Source organism: Streptomyces sp. NPDC088725, from assembly GCF_044751305.1.
Classification (GTDB): domain Bacteria; phylum Actinomycetota; class Actinomycetes; order Streptomycetales; family Streptomycetaceae; genus Streptomyces.
On record NZ_JBIVLO010000012.1, the window covers coordinates 110,826 to 130,730 of the forward strand.

Below are 19,905 nucleotides of genomic sequence, written 5' to 3' on the forward strand. Positions count from 1 at the left end.
GGGGTCGTCCTGGGCGGTCTGGCCCGTCCGGGTCGTCCGGGGTTTCCCCGCGCCGCGAGGGGACCGGATCTGCTTCCTCCGCCGGGACGAGTTGTGCCGGCGCTCTTGACGCGGTCGGTGACACCTACGAACAATGACCGCCGGGCCTTGACAACGTTGTCCAAGGTGAATTCCAGGAGGCGCATCCGCGTGAACCACTCCCCGGCCGAGCCGAGCAGGCGCAGCTTCGCCCAACTGGCAGGCATCACAATGGGGTTGGCGGCAGCGCCACTCTCCCTGGCCGTTCCCGCCGCTGCCGGCGTCCGCACCCGTGACGGCGCGGACGAGCACGTTCCCACCGGTCACCGCCCGTCCGCTCCCGACGATGTGGCGCGGACCTACTACCGGGTCCTGCTGACCCACACCCGGTGGTCGGAGACCCAGTGGGACGAGGCCAGGGGCTGCTACACCGCCACGGACTCCGGGTTCGCCGTCGTTCTCGGCCACGCCCTCCTGCTCACCCGCGGCACCTACGACGCGGAACTCGCCGGAATCAGCCAAGAGACCCTGCGTGTGAGGACCTTGGCCTCCATCAAGCACTACGCGGCCTCCAACCGCCTCACCGGCGGCACGGAATGGGGCCGCACCCTCTTCTTCGACACCACCTTCCAGTTGTATTTCGTCCTCGCCGCACACCTGCTCTGGGGCCAGCTGGACGCCCCGACGCGCGACAACATCGACACGATCGTGCGCGCGCAGGCCGAATACACCACCGGCCTCGGTACGGGCGACGACCCGGCCTCCGGCGACTGGACACCGAACGGTCTTCGGGGCGGTTACATCGGTGACACCAAATTGGAGGAAATGGGCGTCTACGCGCAGGCGCTGGCCCCCGGTCTCGCCTGGGCCGGCGACGACCCGCGTCACCCGGCGTGGAGCGAGGCCTTCGGCCGCTGGAGCCGCAACGAGGCCGGACTGCCCGCGGCCGACCGCGTCAACCCGGCCCGTGTCGACGGAGTTCCGGTCAGCGACAACACCGCCCAGAACCTGTACGACACGTTCATCGTGGAGAACCACGGCTCCTTCGGTCCGCACTACCAGGCCGAGTTGTGGCGCACCTCGGGCCGTAACGCCGCGCACTTCATCGCCGCGGGCAGCCCGATGCCCGAGGTGCTGACCGCCCAGCCGAACGCCGGACCGCTCTGGGAGACCCTGCTCACCGTGATGAGCGACGCCGGTGAACCCCTGATGCCGATGGTCAACGACCGCGAGCACCTGTACGGGCGTGATGTCATCCCGCTCGCCTTCCTCGCCCAGGTGCTCGGCGACCGCGCCGCCGCCCGCGCGGAGGCCGCGCTGGCCGAACGCCTCGACGCGTACCAGGCGTACCCGCCGGTCAACCGGCTGGCCAAGTTCTCCGGCGAGCCCAAGTACGAGCCGGAGGCCCGAGCCGAGATCGCCATCAGCTACCTGCTGCACGAGTGGCGCGCCGCGCACGGCACGCCCGTACGCCCCCTCACGGACCGGGAACTCTTCGCGCGGGCGAGTGGTGTGAAGGACTTCGGCGCGGGCCCCGGGCTGCTGGCACACCAGTCGCCCGCGGCCTGGGCCGCCGCCGTCAGCAAGGCGGGCTTCGTGAAGTTCGCCTGGCAACCCGCCCACGACGACTGGCTGTTCGCGCTCAGCGGCGCCACCCCCATGTTCCTGCCCGGCACCACGGGTGAGCCGGCCGCCCGCTCGGTGGTCACGTACAGCGAGCTGCGCGACGGCTTCGAAGGCAGCGCCACACTCCTCACTCTGCCCACCGGATTCGCCGGATTCACGACACTGCCGTCCGGTGCCGTCGTCTACGCGACCAGTGGCACCGCGCCCGGCGAGGGCCACGTCGAAGTACGCAATGTCACCATGCCGGGTATCGCGGGCCTGGACGGCAGCCGTACGTACACCACGGCCGAGGGCGAGGTCACCGTCGCCGCCCAGGACGCCGGAGCCGTCGCTCCCGCGCCGTCCGCGACCGGCCGCACCGACGAGATCACCTTCTCCCGGGCCTCGTTCAGGCAGCTGCGGATGCGCGGGATCAGCCCGGATCCGGCGTACGGCTACTCGCTCTACGCGATCGAGATCCGCGACGGCGCCGACGGAACGGACCTCGCGCGGGGCGCCACCGCCACGGCGTCCTCCGCCGACACCGACAAGGGCGCGCCCCTCGCCGTGGACGGCGACCTCGACACCCGCTGGGCCGTCTCCCGCGACGACCGGGCCAGGGCGGACAGCTGGATCGCCGTCGACCTCGGCGAGGAGCGGGAGTTCGACCGTGTCACCCTGCGGTGGGAGGCGGCGGCGGGACGCGCCTACGTGATCCAGGGTGCCACCGGCGAACCGGACGGGCCCGACGGACCTGGCGAGGCGGCCTGGACCGACCTGGCCCGCTGGCCGGACGCCGATCTCACCAGCACCGGAGGCTGGATCTCCGTCGACGGCCGGGCCGGACTCGTCGTACGGGGTGCGAAGAATCCGCTCGCCGTCTACGGCGATACGGTCATCCTCTCCGACGGTCCGGCCGAACCGGTGCTCGTGGAGGGCGTCCCCTCCGGAGCCCCGTCCGAGGTGAAGGCGGCGGCCGCCCGCCAGGCTCCCCGGGCAGACCACGAGGCCGTCCGGGCGAGCACCGCGGGAGAACATCTCAGCCTCTTCAATCTCTCCGCCGACGCGGTGAGCACCACGGTCTCCGTACCGCAGGACCCCCGCGCGATCCGCCTCTACGCGGGCACCCAGACCATCACCTCGGACGGCACCGACTTCCACGCCGAACTCGACGCCGCCTCCGCTGCGGTGGCACCGGTCCGCTTCACCCTCGGTCCGGACACGGGCGGACGCGTGCCGGCCGGGTTGCGCGCGGACGTGATCGACGCGGCCACCGTCGAGCTGACCGGGCCGTCCTGCCGGCTCGTCGTCACCACACCGGGCGGCCGGACCGTCCACGCCGCCGTCCGCCGGGGCCGCACCGAGCGGCTGTCCGTGCCCGGCGCTCCCCGTCATCCGCTCGCGGACGCGGCGCTCGGATGCGTCACGTTCCCGACCGCTCCGCTGCCGCCCGGCATGTCGGAACCGTCGGCGGTGGTCGACGGCGACCCGCACACGTCCTGGATCCCGGGACCGGACGGCCGGATGGTGGTCGACCTCGGTGCCCAGATCCCGGTCGGCGAGATCAAGGTGGCGTGGACGGCCGGTCATGTCCCCTCTGCCCGCATCGAGTTGAGTGCCGACGGCCTGTCCTACCGGGCAGCAGGCAGGCTCACGGCCAAGGGCCGCGACGCTGTCCTCCGGGTGCGGGACACCGCCCGGTACGTGGCCCTGAGCGTCGAGGGGCGACGCGCCCGCGACGCACGGGTCGTCCACCTGTCCGTGCTGCCAAGCCAGTTGTGACGGAATCACCTCGTTCGAAAACGACCTTGACCGACTCATCCCTGGAGGCTCATCCCATGCGACGGACCCCATGGCTGCGCGGCGCGGGAGCCGCGCTCGCCGCCGCCGCGCTGCTCGGGGGTGTGCTGGCCGCGCCCACCGCTCAGGCCGCACCCCACGAGCAACGCCTGACCGATCTGGTCAATCCCTTCATCGGTACGCAGAACGAGGGCAACACCTATCCCGGGGCATCCGTACCGTTCGGGATGGTGCAGCTCTCTCCCGACACCGGTCACAACACCGGCTACGCCTACGAGGACACGCAGATCCGTGGCTTCAGCAGTGTCCACCTCTCCGGTGTCGGTTGCGGTCTCGGTGGTGACCTGCCCATCCTGCCCACCACCGGTGACATCACGGAGACCGACTACGCGCGCTACGCGGCCGACTTCAGCCATGACAACGAGGAGGCTTCGCCCGGCAGTTACAAGGTCGGGCTGACCTCGTACGGCGGCATCACCGCCGAACTCACGGCGACGCAGCGCACCGGCGTGCAGCGCTACACCTTCCCGGCCACCGACAAGGCCAACGTCCTGCTGAACGCGGGCCAGTCGCTGCACAAGACGCTCTCCACCTCGGTGGAGATCCTCGACTCGCGCACGGTCCGTACCGCCATCACCGGCAGTGGTTTCTGCCAGGACACCGAGCCGTACACCGTGTACACCGTCACCCGCTTCGACCGGCCGTTCACCACCTCGGGCACCTGGAACGGCACCACGGTCACCGAGGGGACCAAGAAGTCCGTCTCCACGGCGGGCAACGGCGCCTGGCTGCGGTTCGACACCTCCAAGGACCGCACCGTCGAGGCGACGACGGCGATCAGCTATGTCGACGCCGACGGCGCCGCCCGGAACCTCCGGGCCGAGGGCGGATCGGGCTTCGACCGTACGGTGCGCGCCGCGCGGGCCGCCTGGGAGGACCGTCTCGGCGACGTAAAGGCCAAGGGCGGCGACGAGACGCGGCGCAGGACGTTCTACTCCTCGCTCTACCGGTCCTTCCTCGCCCCCAACGTCGGCAGCGACATCGACGGCCGGTACACGGGCTGGGACCAGAAGATCCACCGCGCCAAGGGCTTCACGTACTACCAGAACCTCTCGCTGTGGGACACCTACCGCACCCAGACCCAGCTCCTCGCCCTGCTCGCGCCCGGTGAGTCACGCGACATCGCGATCTCCGTACTGAAGATCGACGAAGAGAGCGGCTGGCTGCCCAAGTGGGGTTACGGCACGGTCGAGACGAACATCATGACCGGCGACCCGGTGACTCCCTTCCTCACCAACGCCTACCAGCAGGGGCTGTTGAAGGGATACGAGGAACAGGCGTACCGGGCGCTGAAGAAGAACGCGGACGGAGTCCCGCCCGCCGATTCCCCCGGCGTCGGCCGCGAGGCCAACGTCCCTTACCTCAAGGACGGTTTCGCGCCCTACATCAAGGACAGGGCGCACGCCAAGCCCGGTGACTCCGACTACGACCACGGCGCTTCGGCGACGCTCGAATACGCGCTGTCCGACGCGATGCTCGGCGAGATGGCGCGCGACCTGGGTCATGACGACGACGCCCGGCGCTACGCCGACCGTGCCCAGAACTACCGCAAGATCTTCGACAGTTCGACAGGATTCTTCCGGGCCCGTGACGAACAGGGCGCCTTCACCGGCCCGTCCGACCCCGCGCAGAGCGAGGGATTCCACGAGGGAACGGCCTGGCAGTACCAGTGGATGGTGCCGCAGGACCTGCCCGGCATGGTCGGGCTGATCGGCGGCGAGGAAGCGGCGAACGCCAGGCTCGACTCGTTCTTCGCCTACGACGAACTGCTGAAGGACCCCGCGAAGACCGCACGCGAGGTCTGGGTGAACGGCCCGTACGACTACTACAACGCCGACAAGTACAACCCGCAGAACGAGCCCGACCTCATCGCCCCGTACATGTACCTCTCCACCGGGCAGCCCTGGAAGGCGACCGACGTGGTGCACGCGGCGCTGACGCTCTTCACGGACGCCCCGACCGGTATGACCGGCAATGACGACCTCGGCACGATGTCCGCGTGGGACGTGCTGTCCTCGATCGGGATCTTCCCGGTCCAGCCGGGCACCGACACCTGGGGCCTCTCCACCCCCGTCTTCGAGCGGGTGGACCTCACGCTGGACCGTAGGTACTACCCGCACGGCGGATTCACCGTGACCGCTCCCGGGACGTCGGACAGCGCGCGCTACATCCGGTCCGCGCGGGTCGACGGGGCGCCGCACGCCGCCACCTACTTGACGACGGAGGAGATCCGTTCCGGCAGGCAGCTGTCCCTGTCCGTCGGTACGGAGCCCTCCGACTGGGGCACCGGGGACGGCGCGGCGCCGCCTCCGCTCGCGGGGAACTAGCGCGGGAATAGTGATCCGCCGATCCGGCTTGCACCTGCTGTCGTCCCGGAGCTTTCCTTCAGAGCTGTCGTACCCGGGGCGGCGGCAGTTGTCATCGGTAAGAGCGAGGAATCACATGCCCGACGAGTCCGTTGCCGTGTCGCTCCCCAGCGAGCGGCGGCCGGTGCCTCCGGCTGACGCGCATCCGCTGGACAACCCCGTGCGCGCCGCGCTGACGGGCCCGCACGCCCACTTCGCCGAACGGCGCGGCAGGCTGTTGCGCTACCAGCCCGATGTCTCCCCGTGGGTGGCGCTGCCCGACCTGCCGGACGAGCGGGACTGGGCCGACGCCGCCGCGCTCGCCGGCCCCGGCGGTTCGATCACCCTCGCGGGAGCCGGCGCACCGCCGCCGGACGGCTGGGAGATCCACTTCTCGGCCGAGGGCGTGCAGCTCGTCGACGCCGGGATCGTCGCCGTACCGGACGAGGAGGCTGTGGTCCTCGGCCCCGCCGACGTACCCGAGATGCTCGGCCTGGTCGAGCGCACCAGGCCGGGCCCCTTCCTGCCGCGCACCATCGAGATGGGCACCTACCTGGGAATCCGTCGCGACGGCGTGCTGGTGGCGATGGCGGGCGAGCGGATGCGCCCGGAGGGCTGGACGGAGATCAGCGCTGTCTGCACCGCTCCCGAGTTCCGGGGCCAGGGCCTGGCGGGACGCCTCGTGCTGGCGGTCGCCGCGGGGATCCGCGCCCGCGAGGAGACACCGTTCCTGCACGCGGCCGCGTCCAACACCGGCGCCGTGCGGCTGTACGAGTCGCTGGGCTTCGAGCTGCGCAGGACCCTGACGTTCCTGGGGGCCCGGGTGCCCGCCGCCGCGGGCGTCGCGGGCTGACGAGCGTCTGGCGGGGGAAGTGGCCGGTGCCGATTGCGGTCGGCGCGGCCACGCACCCCCGCACCGGCCACGCACCCCCCGCACCGGATAAGATAGTGGGATTTTGTTGACCCCCGGCGCGTCGGTATGCTCCTGACCTGCGGGGATCACCGCAATAGCGAACAAAAGCCCCCTTTCGGGCCTCCGGTATTCGAGTGAACGAGGAACGGCAGCAGATGACGGTGACAGAGGACAGCCCGGCGGTGTACGGCGACGATTCCGCCGAAGGCGAGAGCCCCGCGTTCGGTCCCGGCATCGACGCGGAACGGCTGGCCGTCTGCCTGAGCGTGCTGGACGAACTCGACCGGATCGACGTGGACCACCCCGACGCGATCGCCGTCAGGCGCGCCACCGCCGGGATCTACCGCACGGTCAAGCAGCGCCGGCGCCAGGAGCGCAGGGCGGCCAAGACGGCCCACGACAAGGCGGTCACCGAGGCCACGGCCACGGGCTCCGCCGAGCGCATCGACGACGAGACGCAGGGCCTGCTGCCCTCCTCCTCCGTCACCGGCGAGATCGCGGGCCTGCTCAAGCGGCCGCGCTCCTGCTACATCTGCAAGACCCGCTACGTCGAGGTCGACTCCTTCTACCACCAGCTGTGCCAGAAGTGCGCCGCCGAGAACCGGGCCCGCCGGGACGCCCGTACGGACCTCACGGGCCGGCGCGCGCTGCTCACCGGTGGCCGCGCCAAGATCGGCATGTACATCGCGCTGCGGCTGCTGCGCGACGGGGCCCACACCACCATCACCACCCGCTTCCCGACGGACGCGATCCGCCGGTTCAAGGCGATGCCCGACAGCGCCGACTGGATCCACCGCCTCAAGATCGTCGGGATCGACCTCCGCGACCCGGCGCAGGTCGTCGCGCTCGCGGACTCCGTCGCGGCCGAGGGCCCGCTGGACATCCTGATCAACAACGCCGCGCAGACGGTTCGCCGCTCCCCGCAGGCGTACAGCGAACTGCTGGCCGCCGAGTCGGCCCCGCTGCCCGCGGGCGAGCTTCCCGCCTCCCAGGTCATCGGGGCCTTCGGCAGCGGGGCGCAGGCCGTCCTGCCCTCCGGCGGCGTGGAGGCGCTGACCGCTTCGGACGTCACGGACCTCGCACTCGTCGGCGGCTCGGCCACCCTCGCCAGGATCGAGGCGGGCACGGCGATCGACGCCGGCGGCCTGGTGCCCGACCTGCACGACACCAACAGCTGGGTCCAGACGGTGTCCGACGTCGACGCGGTCGAACTGCTCGAAGTCCAGCTGTGCAACTCCACCGCGCCGTTCATCCTGATCAGCCGGCTCCGCCCGGCGATGGTCGCGGCCGAGGCCGCCCGGACATACGTGGTGAACGTGTCCGCCATGGAGGGTGTTTTCAGCCGCGGTTACAAGGGCGCGGGACACCCGCACACGAACATGGCCAAGGCCGCGCTCAATATGCTCACCCGCACCAGTGCGCAGGAGATGTTCGAGTCCGACGGCATCCTGATGACGGCGGTGGACACCGGCTGGATCACCGACGAGCGCCCGCATCCCGACAAGATGCGGCTCGCTGACGAGGGGTTCCACGCCCCGCTCGACCTGATCGACGGCGCGGCCCGGGTCTACGACCCGATCGTGCGCGGTGAGGCGGGCGAGGAGCTGTACGGCTGCTTCCTCAAGGACTACGCGCCCGCCAACTGGTAGAGCCGACTGGCCGGAAACGTCACCCGAATGGAGACCCATCGAGCGCCCTTCCGCTCATCTGGCTAGGCTGGGGCGCGACGGGCGGCCACCAGGGGATCCACCATCTCCACGGCCGCTCCGGGGACAAGGCCCCCTACCACGGCCGCGGTCCCGCCCGAGAAACGGCGCCACCGCGACGTGACTGCCCTTGTCCCAGAGTTGCGTGACACAAAGGAGTGCGCCGTGACCCCAGATCTGACGAAGCACGACCAGCAACCACCGGAAGCCGGTGAGCGGCCCCGCAGGCCGGAGAAGCTGGGCTGCCTCGACGTGTGGGCCAGGTCGGCCCCGATCCGGCTGGCAGGCTACGAGGACGACCTGGCGGAGCCGCACATCCTCCCCGGCGTCGACTGACCCGCCCGGCCCGCGCGCCCCGCGCCCCCTTGATCAGGAGGGCGCGGGGCGCAGTCGTGTCCGGTGTCAGGCGGCTGCCGCGATCCGGCGCAGCGTGCTCCCGAGCCGTCTTGCGTACGCCCGCTGCAACAGGGGCCCCACGGGACCCGCGAGCCGGGTGAGCAGGCGGCCGGGGCGGCTGAACGCGACGACGGTGAACCATACGGAGCCGTCCTCGCGCAGATCCACGACGAAGGATTCCTCGCCGCATTCCGGATGCCCGGACAGCGTTCCGTACGCGAAACCGGTCCGCTCCTTCTCGTACGCCGTCCACACGACCCGGCACGTGCCGGTGAGCCGCAGCGGGCCCATTCCGAGGCCGACCTCCACCACGGTGCCCGGCTCGGCCCGCGAGGAGGACGCCCGGACGCGCGCGCCGGCGCGGCGATGCAGCTGCCACCCCGTCACCGCGGCCCCGGCGGCGTCGAAGACCGCGCGGCCCCGCCCGATCGGCACGCGGTGACGCAGATGCCGGTAGCCGTCGGGGAGCAGACCGGTCCTGGTCGCCCCGACCTCCGGGTAACTCAGCGTTCGCCGAGGGGTGTTCGGTGAATCAGGTGGGCTCGGCGGAGACACGGAACTCATCCGGCGCTCCTTTCGGATCCTGGCTGGGCCCGGGCCGCCGCGGCAGCCGTGCGCCACCGGCGGCGTAGTGCCTGACGGGCGGAAGCGGGCGCGCTGTCCGGCCGGTCCGGAGCGCGCCGTGGCGCGGGGACGGTCACCCCGGCATCCCGGGCGTCGAGATCATGCTGACCAGCGCGGACATCTCGCACCTTCCCCGGCTTGAACGCGTTCAATTTCTTCTCCGGCGAGCTTAGGGCGCCGCCCGATCGGGTTCAAGGTGTCCCGCACCCGGCTCTGCCCCGGCTTGCGGGAGTGCGCGGGATCCGGCAGACATAAGGGGATATTCCAGAAGGAAGAGGCGGGAGACTCCGGTGCGCTCACCCATCCGACGTCGGCATGTCGCGCTTACCGCGCTGTCCGTGGCTGTTCTGATCACGGCGGGCTGCGGCGGGGACGTCGGCGGCGAAGAGGCGCCGGAGGCCAGGGAACTCTTCCTCCAGTCGGCCACGGCGAAGGGCCCGGATCCCTTCACCGAGTCGACGGCGACGGCCCTGTCCGGGCCCTCCACCCGCTCCGACAGCTCCTCCGCCCGGTCCGGCGACTCCTCCGCCGCGCCATCGGCGCTGAGCGCCCCGGCCGCGTCCGGTGGTCCCGTGCGGATGGCGCGCACCCTGCCCAGCTCCACGCCCGGCGTCTACGGCGTCACCCGGTCGCGCTCCAGCTGTGATGTCGAGCGGCAGGTCCGCCTCCTCATCGAGAACCGGACGAAGTCCAGGGCCTTCGCCGAGGCCGCCGGCATCGGCCGCGCCTCCGTGCCCTCGTTCCTGCGCGAGCTCACCCCCGTGGTGCTGCGCGCCGACACCCGGGTGACGAACCACGGTTTCCGGAGCGGGTCCGCCACCCCCTTCCAGTCCGTGCTCCAGGCGGGCACCGCCGTGCTGGTCGACAACCACGGGCTGCCGCGTGTGCGCTGCGCCTGCGGCAGTCCGCTGCGGCCCGCCGTCGCGGTGCAGGGCGGTGTCGTGCACCGGGGTGCGCGCTGGCAGGCGTACCGGCCCGACCGGGTCGTGCTCATTGTCCGTACCGCGCAGGTCCTCGGCAGCCTGATCGTCGCCGATGTCGGCCACGGTGTCTGGGTGGAGCGGCCCACCGGCACGTACGGCGACGAGGACGGCCGGCCCGACGCCGATCCGCCGTACGCCCCGGAGGCCGACATCACCGACCCGGAGGCCGTGGTGCCGCCGGTCCCCGAGGAGACGCCCGCCAGGCCGGAGCCGTCAGGGAGCGATCCGGCCTCCACGCCGTCGGAAGCCCCGTCCGAACAGAACAGCGCGCCCGTCCCTACGGAGGCGCCGACGGAAGACGCTCCCTCCTCGCCGGATGGCGACCACGAGACCGTGCCGGACGACGGCGGGCTGTACCCCGCGATGCCGGACGCACAGCAGACCAGCATCGAGCTGGTCGGCCCCGATACCTATCAGGGCTGAGCGGACCGGTCGAGAATTCCTATAAATGATGAAAAAGTATGTTCATGATTGATCGGGAGGCGGGACCTCTGTCGCTCCCCGACGACTGGCCCGCCCGGCCGGCCCGCAGCATGGCGCTGAACCGGATGGGCACCTACGACTGGGACCTCGACAGCGACCTGATGTATCTGGACGGACCCGCGCTCGCGGTGTTCGACATGAGTCCCGAGGAGTACGGCGGACGGCCGTCCGAACTCGGCTCCCGGGTTCCGGGTCACGAAGGCGTAAGGATCGTCGAGCTGGTGTCGCAGGCGCTCAAGGACGGCAGCGCCACCTTCGGCGCGTACCTCAGAATCAGACTGCAGGACGGCAGCCGCCGCTGGGCACACACCCAGGGCCGCATCAGCCGCGACGACGACGGCACCGCCCACCGCGTCATCGGCGTCGTCCGCGACGCCGCCCAGGAGCTGGCGGACGCCACCGCGCGCCTCGGGCTGGTCGGGGACCGGCGCGTGCGGACGAGCGTGGTCGAGAACACCACCGCGGCACTCGCCCACGCCAGAACGGTCCAGGACGTCATCGACGTACTGAAGGAGTCCCACGGTCTCCAGCGGCTGGGCGCCAACAGCCTGGTCATGGGCCTGCTGGAGTCGGGCAGGATCCATCTGGTCGCCGAGGGGCCCGAAGGATCCTTCGTACCGGGCACCCGTATCACGCGCGTCGACGAGGAGTACCCGATGAGCGACGTGATCCGCACGCTCACCCCGTCCTTCATCGAGTCGGCGGAGGAGTTCGAGGCGGCCTACCCGGACCTGTGGCCGTACATCGACGGGCTCGGCATCACCGCGGCCGCCTATCTCCCGCTGATCGCCCAGGGGCGCCCGATCGGCGCGCTCGGGCTCCTCTACGGCGACAAGAACGGCTTCAGCGCCGAGGACCGCAATCTGCTGGTCGCCCTCGTCAGCAGCATCGCCCAGAGCATCCAGCGCGCCGTGCTCTTCGAGCAGGAGCACGACCTCGCGGAAGGGCTCCAGCAGGCGATGCTGCCGCGCAGGGTGCCCGCCGTACCCGGGGCCCAGATCGCGGTCCGCTACCGCTCGGCCCGGCTCGGCAGGGAGATCGGCGGCGACTGGTACGACGTCATTCCGCTGCCCGGCGACCGCGTCGGCGCGGTCATCGGCGACGTACAGGGCCACGACACCCACGCCGCCGCCGTGATGGGCCAGCTGCGCATCGTGCTGCGCGCGTACGCCGCCGAGGGCCACTCACCGGCCACCGTGATGGCGCGGGCCTCGCTCTTCCTGCACGAGCTGGACACCGACCGCTTCGCGACCTGCGTCTACGCGGAGGCCGACCTCTCGACGGGGGTGGTCGAGCTGGTCAGGGCGGGCCACGTCGACCCGCTGATCCGGGAGGCCGACGGCAGCTGCCGCAGACTGCCGGTGAGCGGCGGGATGCCGCTCGGCCTGTCCGCGCACTTCGAACAGCTCGAATACGGCGTCACGACCATGGAACTGGACCCCGGTCAGACCCTGGTGCTCTACACCGACGGTCTCGTCGAGCAGCCGGGCACGGATCTGGACGACGGCATGGAGCAGCTCGCCGCCTTCGTCGGCGAAGGACCGCGTGACCTCCAGATGCTCGCCGACCGGCTCTGCGACGCGGTGGACGAGCGGGGCGGCGAGGACGACGTAGCCGTCCTGCTGCTGCGCCGCCGCGGGGTGTACGCGCCGCAGTCCGGCGGCCGGCTCCAGCAGCACGTCTCCCGCAACGATCCGCAGGCGCTCAGCACCGCTCGCCGCATGATCAGGGCCGCCGTGTCGGCCTGGGGGGCCAGGGACCGCGCGGACGAGATCGAACTCGCCGCCGACGAGCTGATCACCAATTCGCTGATGCACACCGAGAGCGGCGCGGTCGTGACCGTACGGGTCGTCTCCGGATCGCGGAAGCGGCTGCGTATCGACGTGGAGGACCGTTCCAGCGCGCTGCCGCACCGGCGTGACGCAGGCGAGGCGGGGATCTCCGGGCGCGGGCTGATGCTCGTGGATCAGCTGGCGGACGCCTGGGGCGTGGAGTCGCGCGGCAGCGGGAAATGTGTCTGGTGTGAGTTCGCGGTCGGGGAGCGGTCGGCCGACTGAGGCCGCGACCCGGAGCCATGGACGGAGCGACGGAGCCATCGGCCACGGCACCGGGCCGATAGATCGGACAGTTGCCGGGGAAATTGCCCCAGACAGCAGCTTCACAGGTGTTGACGCGCTCCAGTCATCCGATGAATATTCGTCCTGATCGACGACGCGGTGATCGTCGGCGCACCACCAGGAGGCGGCACCGGTATGCGGCACACCACGCTCGGCAGCAGTGCGGTCCCGGTGACCGGACTGTCCTTCGGCGCCGCCGGAATAGGAAACCTCTACACCCCGGTCACGACCGAGCAGGCAGCGGCCGCGATCGACGCCGCCTGGGACGCCAGCATCCGCTACTTCGACACCGCGCCGCACTACGGCCTCGGCCTCTCGGAACGCCGGCTCGGCGAGGCGCTGCGCGCCCGGGACCGTGACAGCTACACCCTCTCGACCAAGGTCGGCCGGCTGCTCGAACCCCTGCCGGACACCGGCGAAGCCCTCGACGACGGCTTCGCCGTACCGGCCACGCACCGCCGCGTCTGGGACTTCAGCGCCGACGGCATACGCCGCAGCATCGGGGAAAGCCTCGAACGCCTCGGCCTCGACCGGATCGACGTCGCCTACCTGCACGATCCCGACGACCATGAGAACGAGGCGTTCGAGCAGGCGTATCCCGCCCTGGAGCGGCTGCGCGCCGAAGGCGTCGTCGGCGCGATCGGCGCCGGGATGAACCAGACGAAGATGCTCACCCGCTTCCTGCGGGACACCGACGTCGACACCGTCCTGTGCGCGGGACGGTTCACGCTCCTCGACCAGTCGGCCCTCACAGAGCTGCTGCCGGAGGCGTCCGCACGCGGCAAGAGCGTCGTGGTCGGCGGGGTCTTCAACTCCGGCCTCCTCGCGGACCCGCGCCCCGGCGCGACGTACGACTACGCCGCCGCCCCCGCGAGCCTGCTCGACCGGGCCCTGCGGATGGACGCCGTCACCCGGCGCCACGGCCTGCCCGTCCGGGCCGCCGCGCTGCACTACCCGCTGCGCCATCCGGCGGTCGCGAGTGTCCTGGTCGGCACCAGATCCGCGGACGAGGTACGGGACACGGCCGAACTGATGGCCCGCCCCGTCCCCGACGACCTCTGGTCCGAACTGCGCGCGGAAGGTCTCCTGCCCGGGGACGGAGCGCTGTGAGCACTGATACCGCACACGACCATTTCGCGGGCGGCGCCGAAGCCGCGCCGCCCGCCGCCCGGGAGCACTGACGCCTCATGACACAGCAGACCCATCAGCCGAGTGACCGGCCGTCCGTCGTCGACGCCCATCACCACATCTGGGACCTGTCCGTACGCGACCAGGACTGGATCACCGGGCCCGAGATGGCTCCCATCCGGCGGAACTTCTCCCTGGACGACCTGGAACCTGTGGCACGGGCCGCGGGGGTCGGCGCCACTGTCCTCGTCCAGACCATCGCCGTGGCAGAGGAGACCCCGGAATTCCTCGCCGCGGCGGGCTCCAGCGACCTCGTCGCCGGCGTGGTCGGCTGGACCGACCTCACCGCGCCGGACATCGCCGACACCCTCGCCGCGCTGCGCGCACTTCCCGGCGGCGACAAGCTCGTCGGGATCAGGCACCAGGTCCAGGGCGAGCCCGATCCGGAGTGGCTGCTGCGGCCCGAGGTCAAACGCGGTCTGGCGGCGGTGGCCGAGGCCGGGCTCGTCTACGACCTGATCGTGCTGCCGCACCAGCTCCCCGCGGCGGCCAGGACGGCGGCCCTGCTGCCCGGCCTGACCTTCGTCCTCGACCACCTCGGCAAACCGCCGATCGCCTCCGGCGACCTCGAACCCTGGGCCCACCACCTCGGGAACCTCGCCGCCAGGCCGAACACGGTGTGCAAACTCTCCGGCATGGTCACCGAGGCCGCCTGGGACTCCTGGACGGCCGAAGGACTGCGCCCGTACGCCGAGACCGTGCTCGGGCTCTTCGGACCCGGGCGGGTGATGTACGGCTCCGACTGGCCGGTGTCACGGCTCGCCGCCTCGTACGGCGAAGTCCTCCAAGCGGCCCGTACTCTCACCGACAAGCTGAGCGAGGCCGAACGGGACGCGGTGTTCGCGAACACCGCGCGGCGCGTCTACGGTCTCTGAGGGCCGGAAGCGGACCCTGGCCACGGACCCCGTCCGCTCGCGGACGTACCGTGCTGGTCCCGGCTGTGGGCCTGTTCGCTTGCGGATGTGCCGGGCCGGAACCGGCCGCGGACCCGCCGTCCTCCGACAGACCGCGCCGGACCCGGCCGTGGATCCGTCCGCCCTCGGACGTACCGCGCCGGGCCCCGCCGTGGACGCGTCGCCGTCAGACGTACCGCGCCGGGCCGTCGCCGCCCAGCAGGGCCCGGCGCACCACCTCCGGGAACGGGCCCAGGCCCAGCAGGGCGGTAACCGATCCGGTGGCCAGAGAGTGCCAGGTGGCGGCCCTGCGGAGCATCGGGTGGTCACCGCCGGACAGCAGTACGGTGCCCGCCTCCGCGCCCGCCCGCCGGGCGCGGGAGGCCAGCGCGACGGAGCCGCCCGGGTCCGTGGTCCGGTCGCGGTCCCCGTGCAGCAGGACGGCACGACGGCCGGCCAGCTGTTCCACGGGCTCACCGGGCGGACACCAGGGGGCGAGTCCCACCACACCGCTGACCAGGCCGTGCCCGGCGGCGGACAGCGCGGCCCTGCCACCCATCGAGTGCCCGACGAGCACCACGGGCACCTGCCCCACCAGCAGCTCCAGCTCGTCCAGCGCCCGCAGGGCGTCCCTGGCAGCGTCGGCGCGGCAGCCGTTCCAGCCCCGGTGCCGGTAGCGCACCCGGCCCACCACCACGTCGTCCTCCTCGGTGGCGCGCAGCACCGACCTGGCGAAGGGGCGCATCCGGACGCCCGGCAGATTCAGCCGGGTCGGCGGTTCCTCGCTCTCCGAGCGGCCGCCGTGCAGCAGCAGGACGGCGGCGTTCGGACGCGCGGCCGTCCTGTCGATGACCAGGGCGGGGGGAACCGTACTCCTGCGGGTCCGTACGGGCACGAGAGGGCCTTTCTCCGGGGTGCGTTCGGGGGCGGTACTCTGCGGACGGTCGCGGGGGAAAGCGGCCCGTCACGGATGATTCGTAGCCCGCGCCGCCGCGGATGCCTCCGGGATCGCACCGGCTCGCCGGGCATCGGCGCGTGCCCTGCGGCACGCTGGTAAGCATGCCGGAGGTACCCGAAGTCGAAGCGCTGCGAGAGTTTCTCGACGGGCGGCTGGTGGGCAGGGAGATCGTCCGCGTCCTGCCCCTGACCGTCAACGTCATGAAGACCTATGACCCGCCGCTGTCCGCGCTGGAAGGCGCCACTGTCACCGCCGTCGACCGCCACGGCAAGTTCCTCGACATCGTCGCGTACGGCCCGGCCCGCCGGGGCGGCGGGCGCCGGGCGCGCCGCGAGCGGCTGCATCTGGCGGTCCACCTCGCCCGCGCGGGCTGGCTGCGCTGGAAGGACACCTTCCCCGACGCGCCCCCGCGCCCCGGCAAGGGACCGCTCGCCCTGCGCGTCGTGCTGTCGGAGGGCGACGGATTCGATCTGACGGAAGCGGGCACCACCAAGCGCCTCGCCGTCCATCTCGTACGCGATCCCTCCGACGTCCCCGGCATCGCGAGCCTCGGCCCCGATCCGCTCGACGACTCCTTCGACCGTGCCGCGTTCGCCGCGCTGCTCGCCGGTGAACGGCGTCAGCTCAAGGGCGCGCTGCGCGACCAGCGCCTCATCGCGGGCATCGGCAACGCCTACAGCGACGAGATCCTGCACGCCGCGAAGATGTCGCCGTTCAAGCCGGTGCACAACCTCTCCGAGGACGAGATCACGGTCCTCTACGAGGCGATGCGCACCACCCTGACCGAGGCCGTCGGGCGTTCGCGCGGGGTGGCCGCGGGAGGGCTCAAGGCGGAGAAGAGAAGCGGACTGCGGGTGCACGGCCGTACCGGCGAGACATGTCCCGTGTGCGGCGACACGATCAGAGAGGTCTCGTTCAGTGATTCCTCGCTCCAGTACTGCCCGACCTGCCAGACAGGTGGCAAACCGCTCGCGGACCGCAGGATGTCCCGTTTCCTCAAGTAGTTCCTCAACCGGCCCGGTACACAGGGCCGTTCGCACGGACTCAGCGGCCTCTCCCTGGCCGTAAACTCCGGCGTCATGCTGCGCGTACTGGCTGTGGACGACGAAGAACCGGCCCTCGAAGAGCTGTTGTATCTGCTCCGCGCCGACCCGCGGATCAGCGGCGCCGAGGGCGCCACCGGCGCAACCGGGGCCCTGCGCCGTATCGGCGCCGCGCTGGACGCGGGCCCCGGCGACCCCGAGGCCGTCGACGTGGTCTTCCTCGACATCCATATGGCCGGCCTCACCGGACTCGACGTCGCCCGGCTGCTCGCCGGGTTCGCCGAGCCCCCGCTCATCGTCTTCGTCACCGCCCACGAGGGCTTCGCGGTCCAGGCGTTCGACCTGAAGGCCGTCGACTACGTCCTCAAACCGGTGCGCAGGGAACGGCTGGCCGAAGCGGTCCGCCGGGTCGCCGAACTGGTGGGGGAGCGGGCGCCGGTGACCGGCACCGCCGCCGATCAGATCCCCGTCGAACTGGGTGGTGTCACCCGCTTCGTGGCCGTCGCCGACATCGCGTACGCCGAGGCCCAGGGCGATTACGCGCGGCTGCACACCGACGCGGGCAGCCATCTGGTGCGCATCCCCCTCACCGCACTGGAGGAACGCTGGCGGGCCAGGGGCTTCGTCCGGATCCACCGCCGCCATCTCGTCGCCCTGGCGCGGATCGACGAACTGCGCCTCGACGCGGGCGCGATGAGCGTACGCGTCGGCGGCGCCGAGCTGTCGGTCAGCCGCCGCCACAGCCGGGCGCTGCGCGATCTGCTGATGCGGCAACCGGGGCGCTGACCAGGGCTTCCCTCCGGATCGGGGGCGTGCGTACACTCCGGGCCCGGGGACAGCGGAGGCCCGCCGTCAACAGAGGCCCGGGAACGACAGAGTGGGGAGACACCGTGACGGGGGAGCCGGCGCCGCACCGGTCCGCGCCGCGCCGCGAGGTCGTCACCGGCGAACCCCGCCGGGTACGGCCGTCGGCGCGCTACCGCGCCCAGGCCGAGATCGATGACCAGACCGCGCTCGGCGACGCCTACGTCCGCTCCCTGATGCGCGGCCAACTACGCGCCGCACTGGCCGCGTTCGGGACCCTCGCACTGGTCGTCGGCACCCTGCCGCTCGCCTTCTCCGCGCTGAGCGACGCCACGGCGTCCTGGGTCGTGCTCGGCTTCGCCGCCTATCCGCTGCTCACCCTCCTCGCCTGGTGGTACGTGCGCCGGGCCGAGCGCAACGAACGGGACTTCGCCCGGCTCGTCAGGGACCGGCCGCCGACGTGAGCCAGAGCTACACGGTCACCGCCGTCACCCTCGTGGTGCTCGCCACCGTCCTCGTCGGTGGCTTCGGCCTGCGGATCTCCCGTACCACCTCCGACTTCTACGTCGCCTCCCGCACGGTCGGGCCAGGGCTCAACGCGGCCGCTATCAGCGGCGAATACCTCTCCGCCGCCTCCTTCCTCGGCATTGCGGGTCTGGTCCTGCTGCACGGCCCCGACATGCTCTGGTACCCGGTCGGCTATACCGCCGGCTACCTCGTGCTGCTGGTCTTCGTCGCCGCGCCACTGCGCCGCTCAGGGGCGTACACACTGCCCGACTTCGCCGAGGGCCGGCTCGAATCGCCCGCGGTGCGCAGGCTCGTCAGTGTGTTCGTGGTCGGCGCGGGCTGGCTCTATCTCGTACCGCAACTCCAGGGCGCCGGGCTGACGTTGAAGACCCTCACCGGAGTGCCCGGCTGGTTCGGCGGAGTCCTCGTCGCGCTGGTCGTGGTGGTGGCGGTCGCGGCGGGCGGCATGCGCAGCATCACCTTCGTCCAGGCGTTCCAGTACTGGCTGAAGCTGACCGCGCTGCTCGTCCCCGCGCTGTTCCTGCTGCTCACCCGGCAGGGGGAGGGCAGGCCGCACATCGACCTCGCCGTGACGGCGGACGCGGCGGGCCGCGCCGGCCACCCGCTCTACGCGACCTACGGACTGATCGTCGCGACCCTGCTGGGCACGATGGGACTGCCCCATGTCGTCGTACGCTTCTACACCAGCCCCGACGGCGGGACCGCCCGCCGCACGACGGTGGCCGTCCTCGCGCTGATCGGCGCGTTCTACCTGCTGCCGCCCGTCTACGGCGCGCTCGGCCGGCTGTACGTACCCGAACTCCCGCTCGGCGCCGGCGCCGACGCGGCCGTCCTGCTGCTGCCGGAGCGGGTGATCGGGGGAGCCGGCGGTGCACTGCTCGGCGCACTGGTCGCGGGCGGTGCCTTCGCCGCCTTCCTGTCCACCGCCTCGGGTCTGACCATGGCCGTCGCCGGTGTTCTCACCCAGGATGTGCTGCCCGCGCGCGGCGTACGGCACTTCCGCCTCGCGACCGTGCTCGCCATGGCCGTACCGCTCGGCGGGTCGCTGGTGGTCAGCGACATGCCGGTGGCCGACTCCGTCGGCATGGCCTTCGCGGTCTCCGCGTCGTCGTTCTGCCCGCTGCTGGTGCTCGGCATCTGGTGGCGGCGGCTCACCCCGCCGGGCGCCGTCGCGGGACTGCTGCTCGGCGGCGGACTCTCCTTCGCCGCCACGGTGGTCACCGTCACCGGGTCCGTGCGGGCGGGCTGGCCGCACGCGCTGCTCGCCTGGCCGGCCGTCTGGTCGGTCCCGGTGGGCTTCCTGTCGATGATCCTGGTCTCCCTCGCCACCCAGAACCGGATCCCGCCGGGCACGAACGCGGCGATGACGCGCTTTCACCTGCCGGAGTCCCTGATGCCGGGCGGCCGGGGAGGCGCGCGGTGACGGCGGTTCGCCCCGGCG

General features: G+C 71.8%; 15 protein-coding genes. 13 read left to right on the plus strand and 2 right to left on the minus strand.

The genetic code is table 11. The features are described from left to right. Positions 1-189 precede the first annotated feature (189 nt). The 5 genes from ACIP6N_RS26225 (at position 190) to ACIP6N_RS26245 (ending at position 8,783) form a co-directional block, all read left to right on the plus strand. Entirely contained in the window at positions 190-3,405 is a 3,216-nt protein-coding gene (locus ACIP6N_RS26225; protein WP_401819450.1) for a discoidin domain-containing protein, read from the plus strand. 56 nt (positions 3,406-3,461) lie between these two features. Continuing rightward, positions 3,462-5,810: a GH92 family glycosyl hydrolase gene (locus tag ACIP6N_RS26230; RefSeq protein ID WP_401819451.1), complete on the plus strand. Its 2,349-nt coding sequence runs from the start codon at positions 3,462-3,464 to the stop codon at positions 5,808-5,810. A 115-nt stretch (positions 5,811-5,925) separates the two neighbouring features. Next, positions 5,926-6,681: a GNAT family N-acetyltransferase gene (locus tag ACIP6N_RS26235; RefSeq protein WP_401819454.1), complete on the plus strand. Its 756-nt coding sequence runs from the start codon at positions 5,926-5,928 to the stop codon at positions 6,679-6,681. Between the two features lie 215 nt (positions 6,682-6,896). Next, a complete protein-coding gene (locus tag ACIP6N_RS26240; protein ID WP_401819455.1) occupies positions 6,897-8,390 on the plus strand; it encodes an SDR family NAD(P)-dependent oxidoreductase in 1,494 nt (497 codons plus the stop codon). A 222-nt stretch (positions 8,391-8,612) separates the two neighbouring features. Then, positions 8,613-8,783: a hypothetical protein gene (locus tag ACIP6N_RS26245; RefSeq protein ID WP_401819457.1), complete on the plus strand. Its 171-nt coding sequence runs from the start codon at positions 8,613-8,615 to the stop codon at positions 8,781-8,783. Between the two features lie 66 nt (positions 8,784-8,849). Here the strand turns inward: ACIP6N_RS26245 and ACIP6N_RS26250 are convergent, their stop codons facing one another. Further along, positions 8,850-9,407 carry a DUF1990 family protein gene (locus ACIP6N_RS26250; RefSeq protein ID WP_401819458.1) on the minus strand — a complete coding sequence of 186 codons (558 nt, stop codon included), beginning with the start codon at positions 9,405-9,407 and terminating at the stop codon, positions 8,850-8,852. Positions 9,408-9,805: 398 nt separating this feature from the next. On the opposite strand from ACIP6N_RS26250, the gene ACIP6N_RS26255 reads away from it, so the two are divergent. The 4 genes from ACIP6N_RS26255 to ACIP6N_RS26270 all read left to right on the plus strand — a co-directional run bounded on the left by ACIP6N_RS26255 (position 9,806) and on the right by ACIP6N_RS26270 (position 15,113). Then, on the plus strand, positions 9,806-10,873 hold the full coding sequence (locus tag ACIP6N_RS26255; RefSeq protein ID WP_401819460.1) for a DUF6777 domain-containing protein: 1,068 nt from the start codon (positions 9,806-9,808) through the stop codon (positions 10,871-10,873). 44 nt (positions 10,874-10,917) lie between these two features. Beyond that, positions 10,918-12,990 carry a SpoIIE family protein phosphatase gene (locus ACIP6N_RS26260; protein WP_401819461.1) on the plus strand — a complete coding sequence of 691 codons (2,073 nt, stop codon included), beginning with the start codon at positions 10,918-10,920 and terminating at the stop codon, positions 12,988-12,990. A gap of 195 nt (positions 12,991-13,185) precedes the next feature. After that, a complete protein-coding gene (locus ACIP6N_RS26265) occupies positions 13,186-14,160 on the plus strand; it encodes an aldo/keto reductase (protein ID WP_401819462.1) in 975 nt (324 codons plus the stop codon). A 77-nt stretch (positions 14,161-14,237) separates the two neighbouring features. Further along, complete coding sequence (locus ACIP6N_RS26270) at positions 14,238-15,113, plus strand: amidohydrolase family protein (RefSeq protein ID WP_401819464.1); 876 nt, start codon at positions 14,238-14,240, stop codon at positions 15,111-15,113. A gap of 205 nt (positions 15,114-15,318) precedes the next feature. On the opposite strand, the gene ACIP6N_RS26275 is transcribed toward ACIP6N_RS26270, so the two are convergent. Next, positions 15,319-16,026 (minus strand): alpha/beta hydrolase, encoded by a 708-nt coding sequence (locus ACIP6N_RS26275; RefSeq protein ID WP_401819465.1) that lies wholly within the window; start codon positions 16,024-16,026, stop codon positions 15,319-15,321. A 164-nt stretch (positions 16,027-16,190) separates the two neighbouring features. Between ACIP6N_RS26275 and ACIP6N_RS26280 the strand changes: the two genes are divergently transcribed. The 4 genes from ACIP6N_RS26280 (at position 16,191) to ACIP6N_RS26295 (ending at position 19,887) form a co-directional block, all read left to right on the plus strand. Then, a complete protein-coding gene (locus ACIP6N_RS26280; RefSeq protein WP_401819466.1) occupies positions 16,191-17,093 on the plus strand; it encodes an Fpg/Nei family DNA glycosylase in 903 nt (300 codons plus the stop codon). Positions 17,094-17,168: 75 nt separating this feature from the next. Then, entirely contained in the window at positions 17,169-17,918 is a 750-nt protein-coding gene (locus ACIP6N_RS26285; RefSeq protein ID WP_401819468.1) for a LytR/AlgR family response regulator transcription factor, read from the plus strand. A gap of 104 nt (positions 17,919-18,022) precedes the next feature. Beyond that, positions 18,023-18,400, plus strand: a complete 378-nt coding sequence (locus ACIP6N_RS26290; protein ID WP_401819470.1) for a hypothetical protein — start codon at positions 18,023-18,025, stop codon at positions 18,398-18,400. Beyond that, positions 18,397-19,887, plus strand: a complete 1,491-nt coding sequence (locus tag ACIP6N_RS26295) for a cation acetate symporter (protein ID WP_401819471.1) — start codon at positions 18,397-18,399, stop codon at positions 19,885-19,887. Before ACIP6N_RS26290 ends, ACIP6N_RS26295 begins: the two co-directional genes overlap by 4 nt. Positions 19,888-19,905: the final 18 nt, after the last annotated feature.

Bases quoted from the DNA above. Each gene is read 5' to 3' on its own strand.
- ACIP6N_RS26230 (WP_401819451.1), top strand. From the start codon at position 3,462: ATGCGACGGACCCCATGGCTGCGCGGCGCGGGAGCCGCGCTCGCCGCC.
- ACIP6N_RS26235 (WP_401819454.1), top strand. From the start codon at position 5,926: ATGCCCGACGAGTCCGTTGCCGTGTCGCTCCCCAGCGAGCGGCGGCCG.
- ACIP6N_RS26240 (WP_401819455.1), top strand. From the start codon at position 6,897: ATGACGGTGACAGAGGACAGCCCGGCGGTGTACGGCGACGATTCCGCC.
- ACIP6N_RS26250 (WP_401819458.1), bottom strand. From the start codon at position 9,407: ATGAGTTCCGTGTCTCCGCCGAGCCCACCTGATTCACCGAACACCCCT.
- ACIP6N_RS26260 (WP_401819461.1), top strand. From the start codon at position 10,918: ATGATTGATCGGGAGGCGGGACCTCTGTCGCTCCCCGACGACTGGCCC.
- ACIP6N_RS26265 (WP_401819462.1), top strand. From the start codon at position 13,186: ATGCGGCACACCACGCTCGGCAGCAGTGCGGTCCCGGTGACCGGACTG.
- ACIP6N_RS26270 (WP_401819464.1), top strand. From the start codon at position 14,238: ATGACACAGCAGACCCATCAGCCGAGTGACCGGCCGTCCGTCGTCGAC.
- ACIP6N_RS26280 (WP_401819466.1), top strand. From the start codon at position 16,191: ATGCCGGAGGTACCCGAAGTCGAAGCGCTGCGAGAGTTTCTCGACGGG.
- ACIP6N_RS26285 (WP_401819468.1), top strand. From the start codon at position 17,169: ATGCTGCGCGTACTGGCTGTGGACGACGAAGAACCGGCCCTCGAAGAG.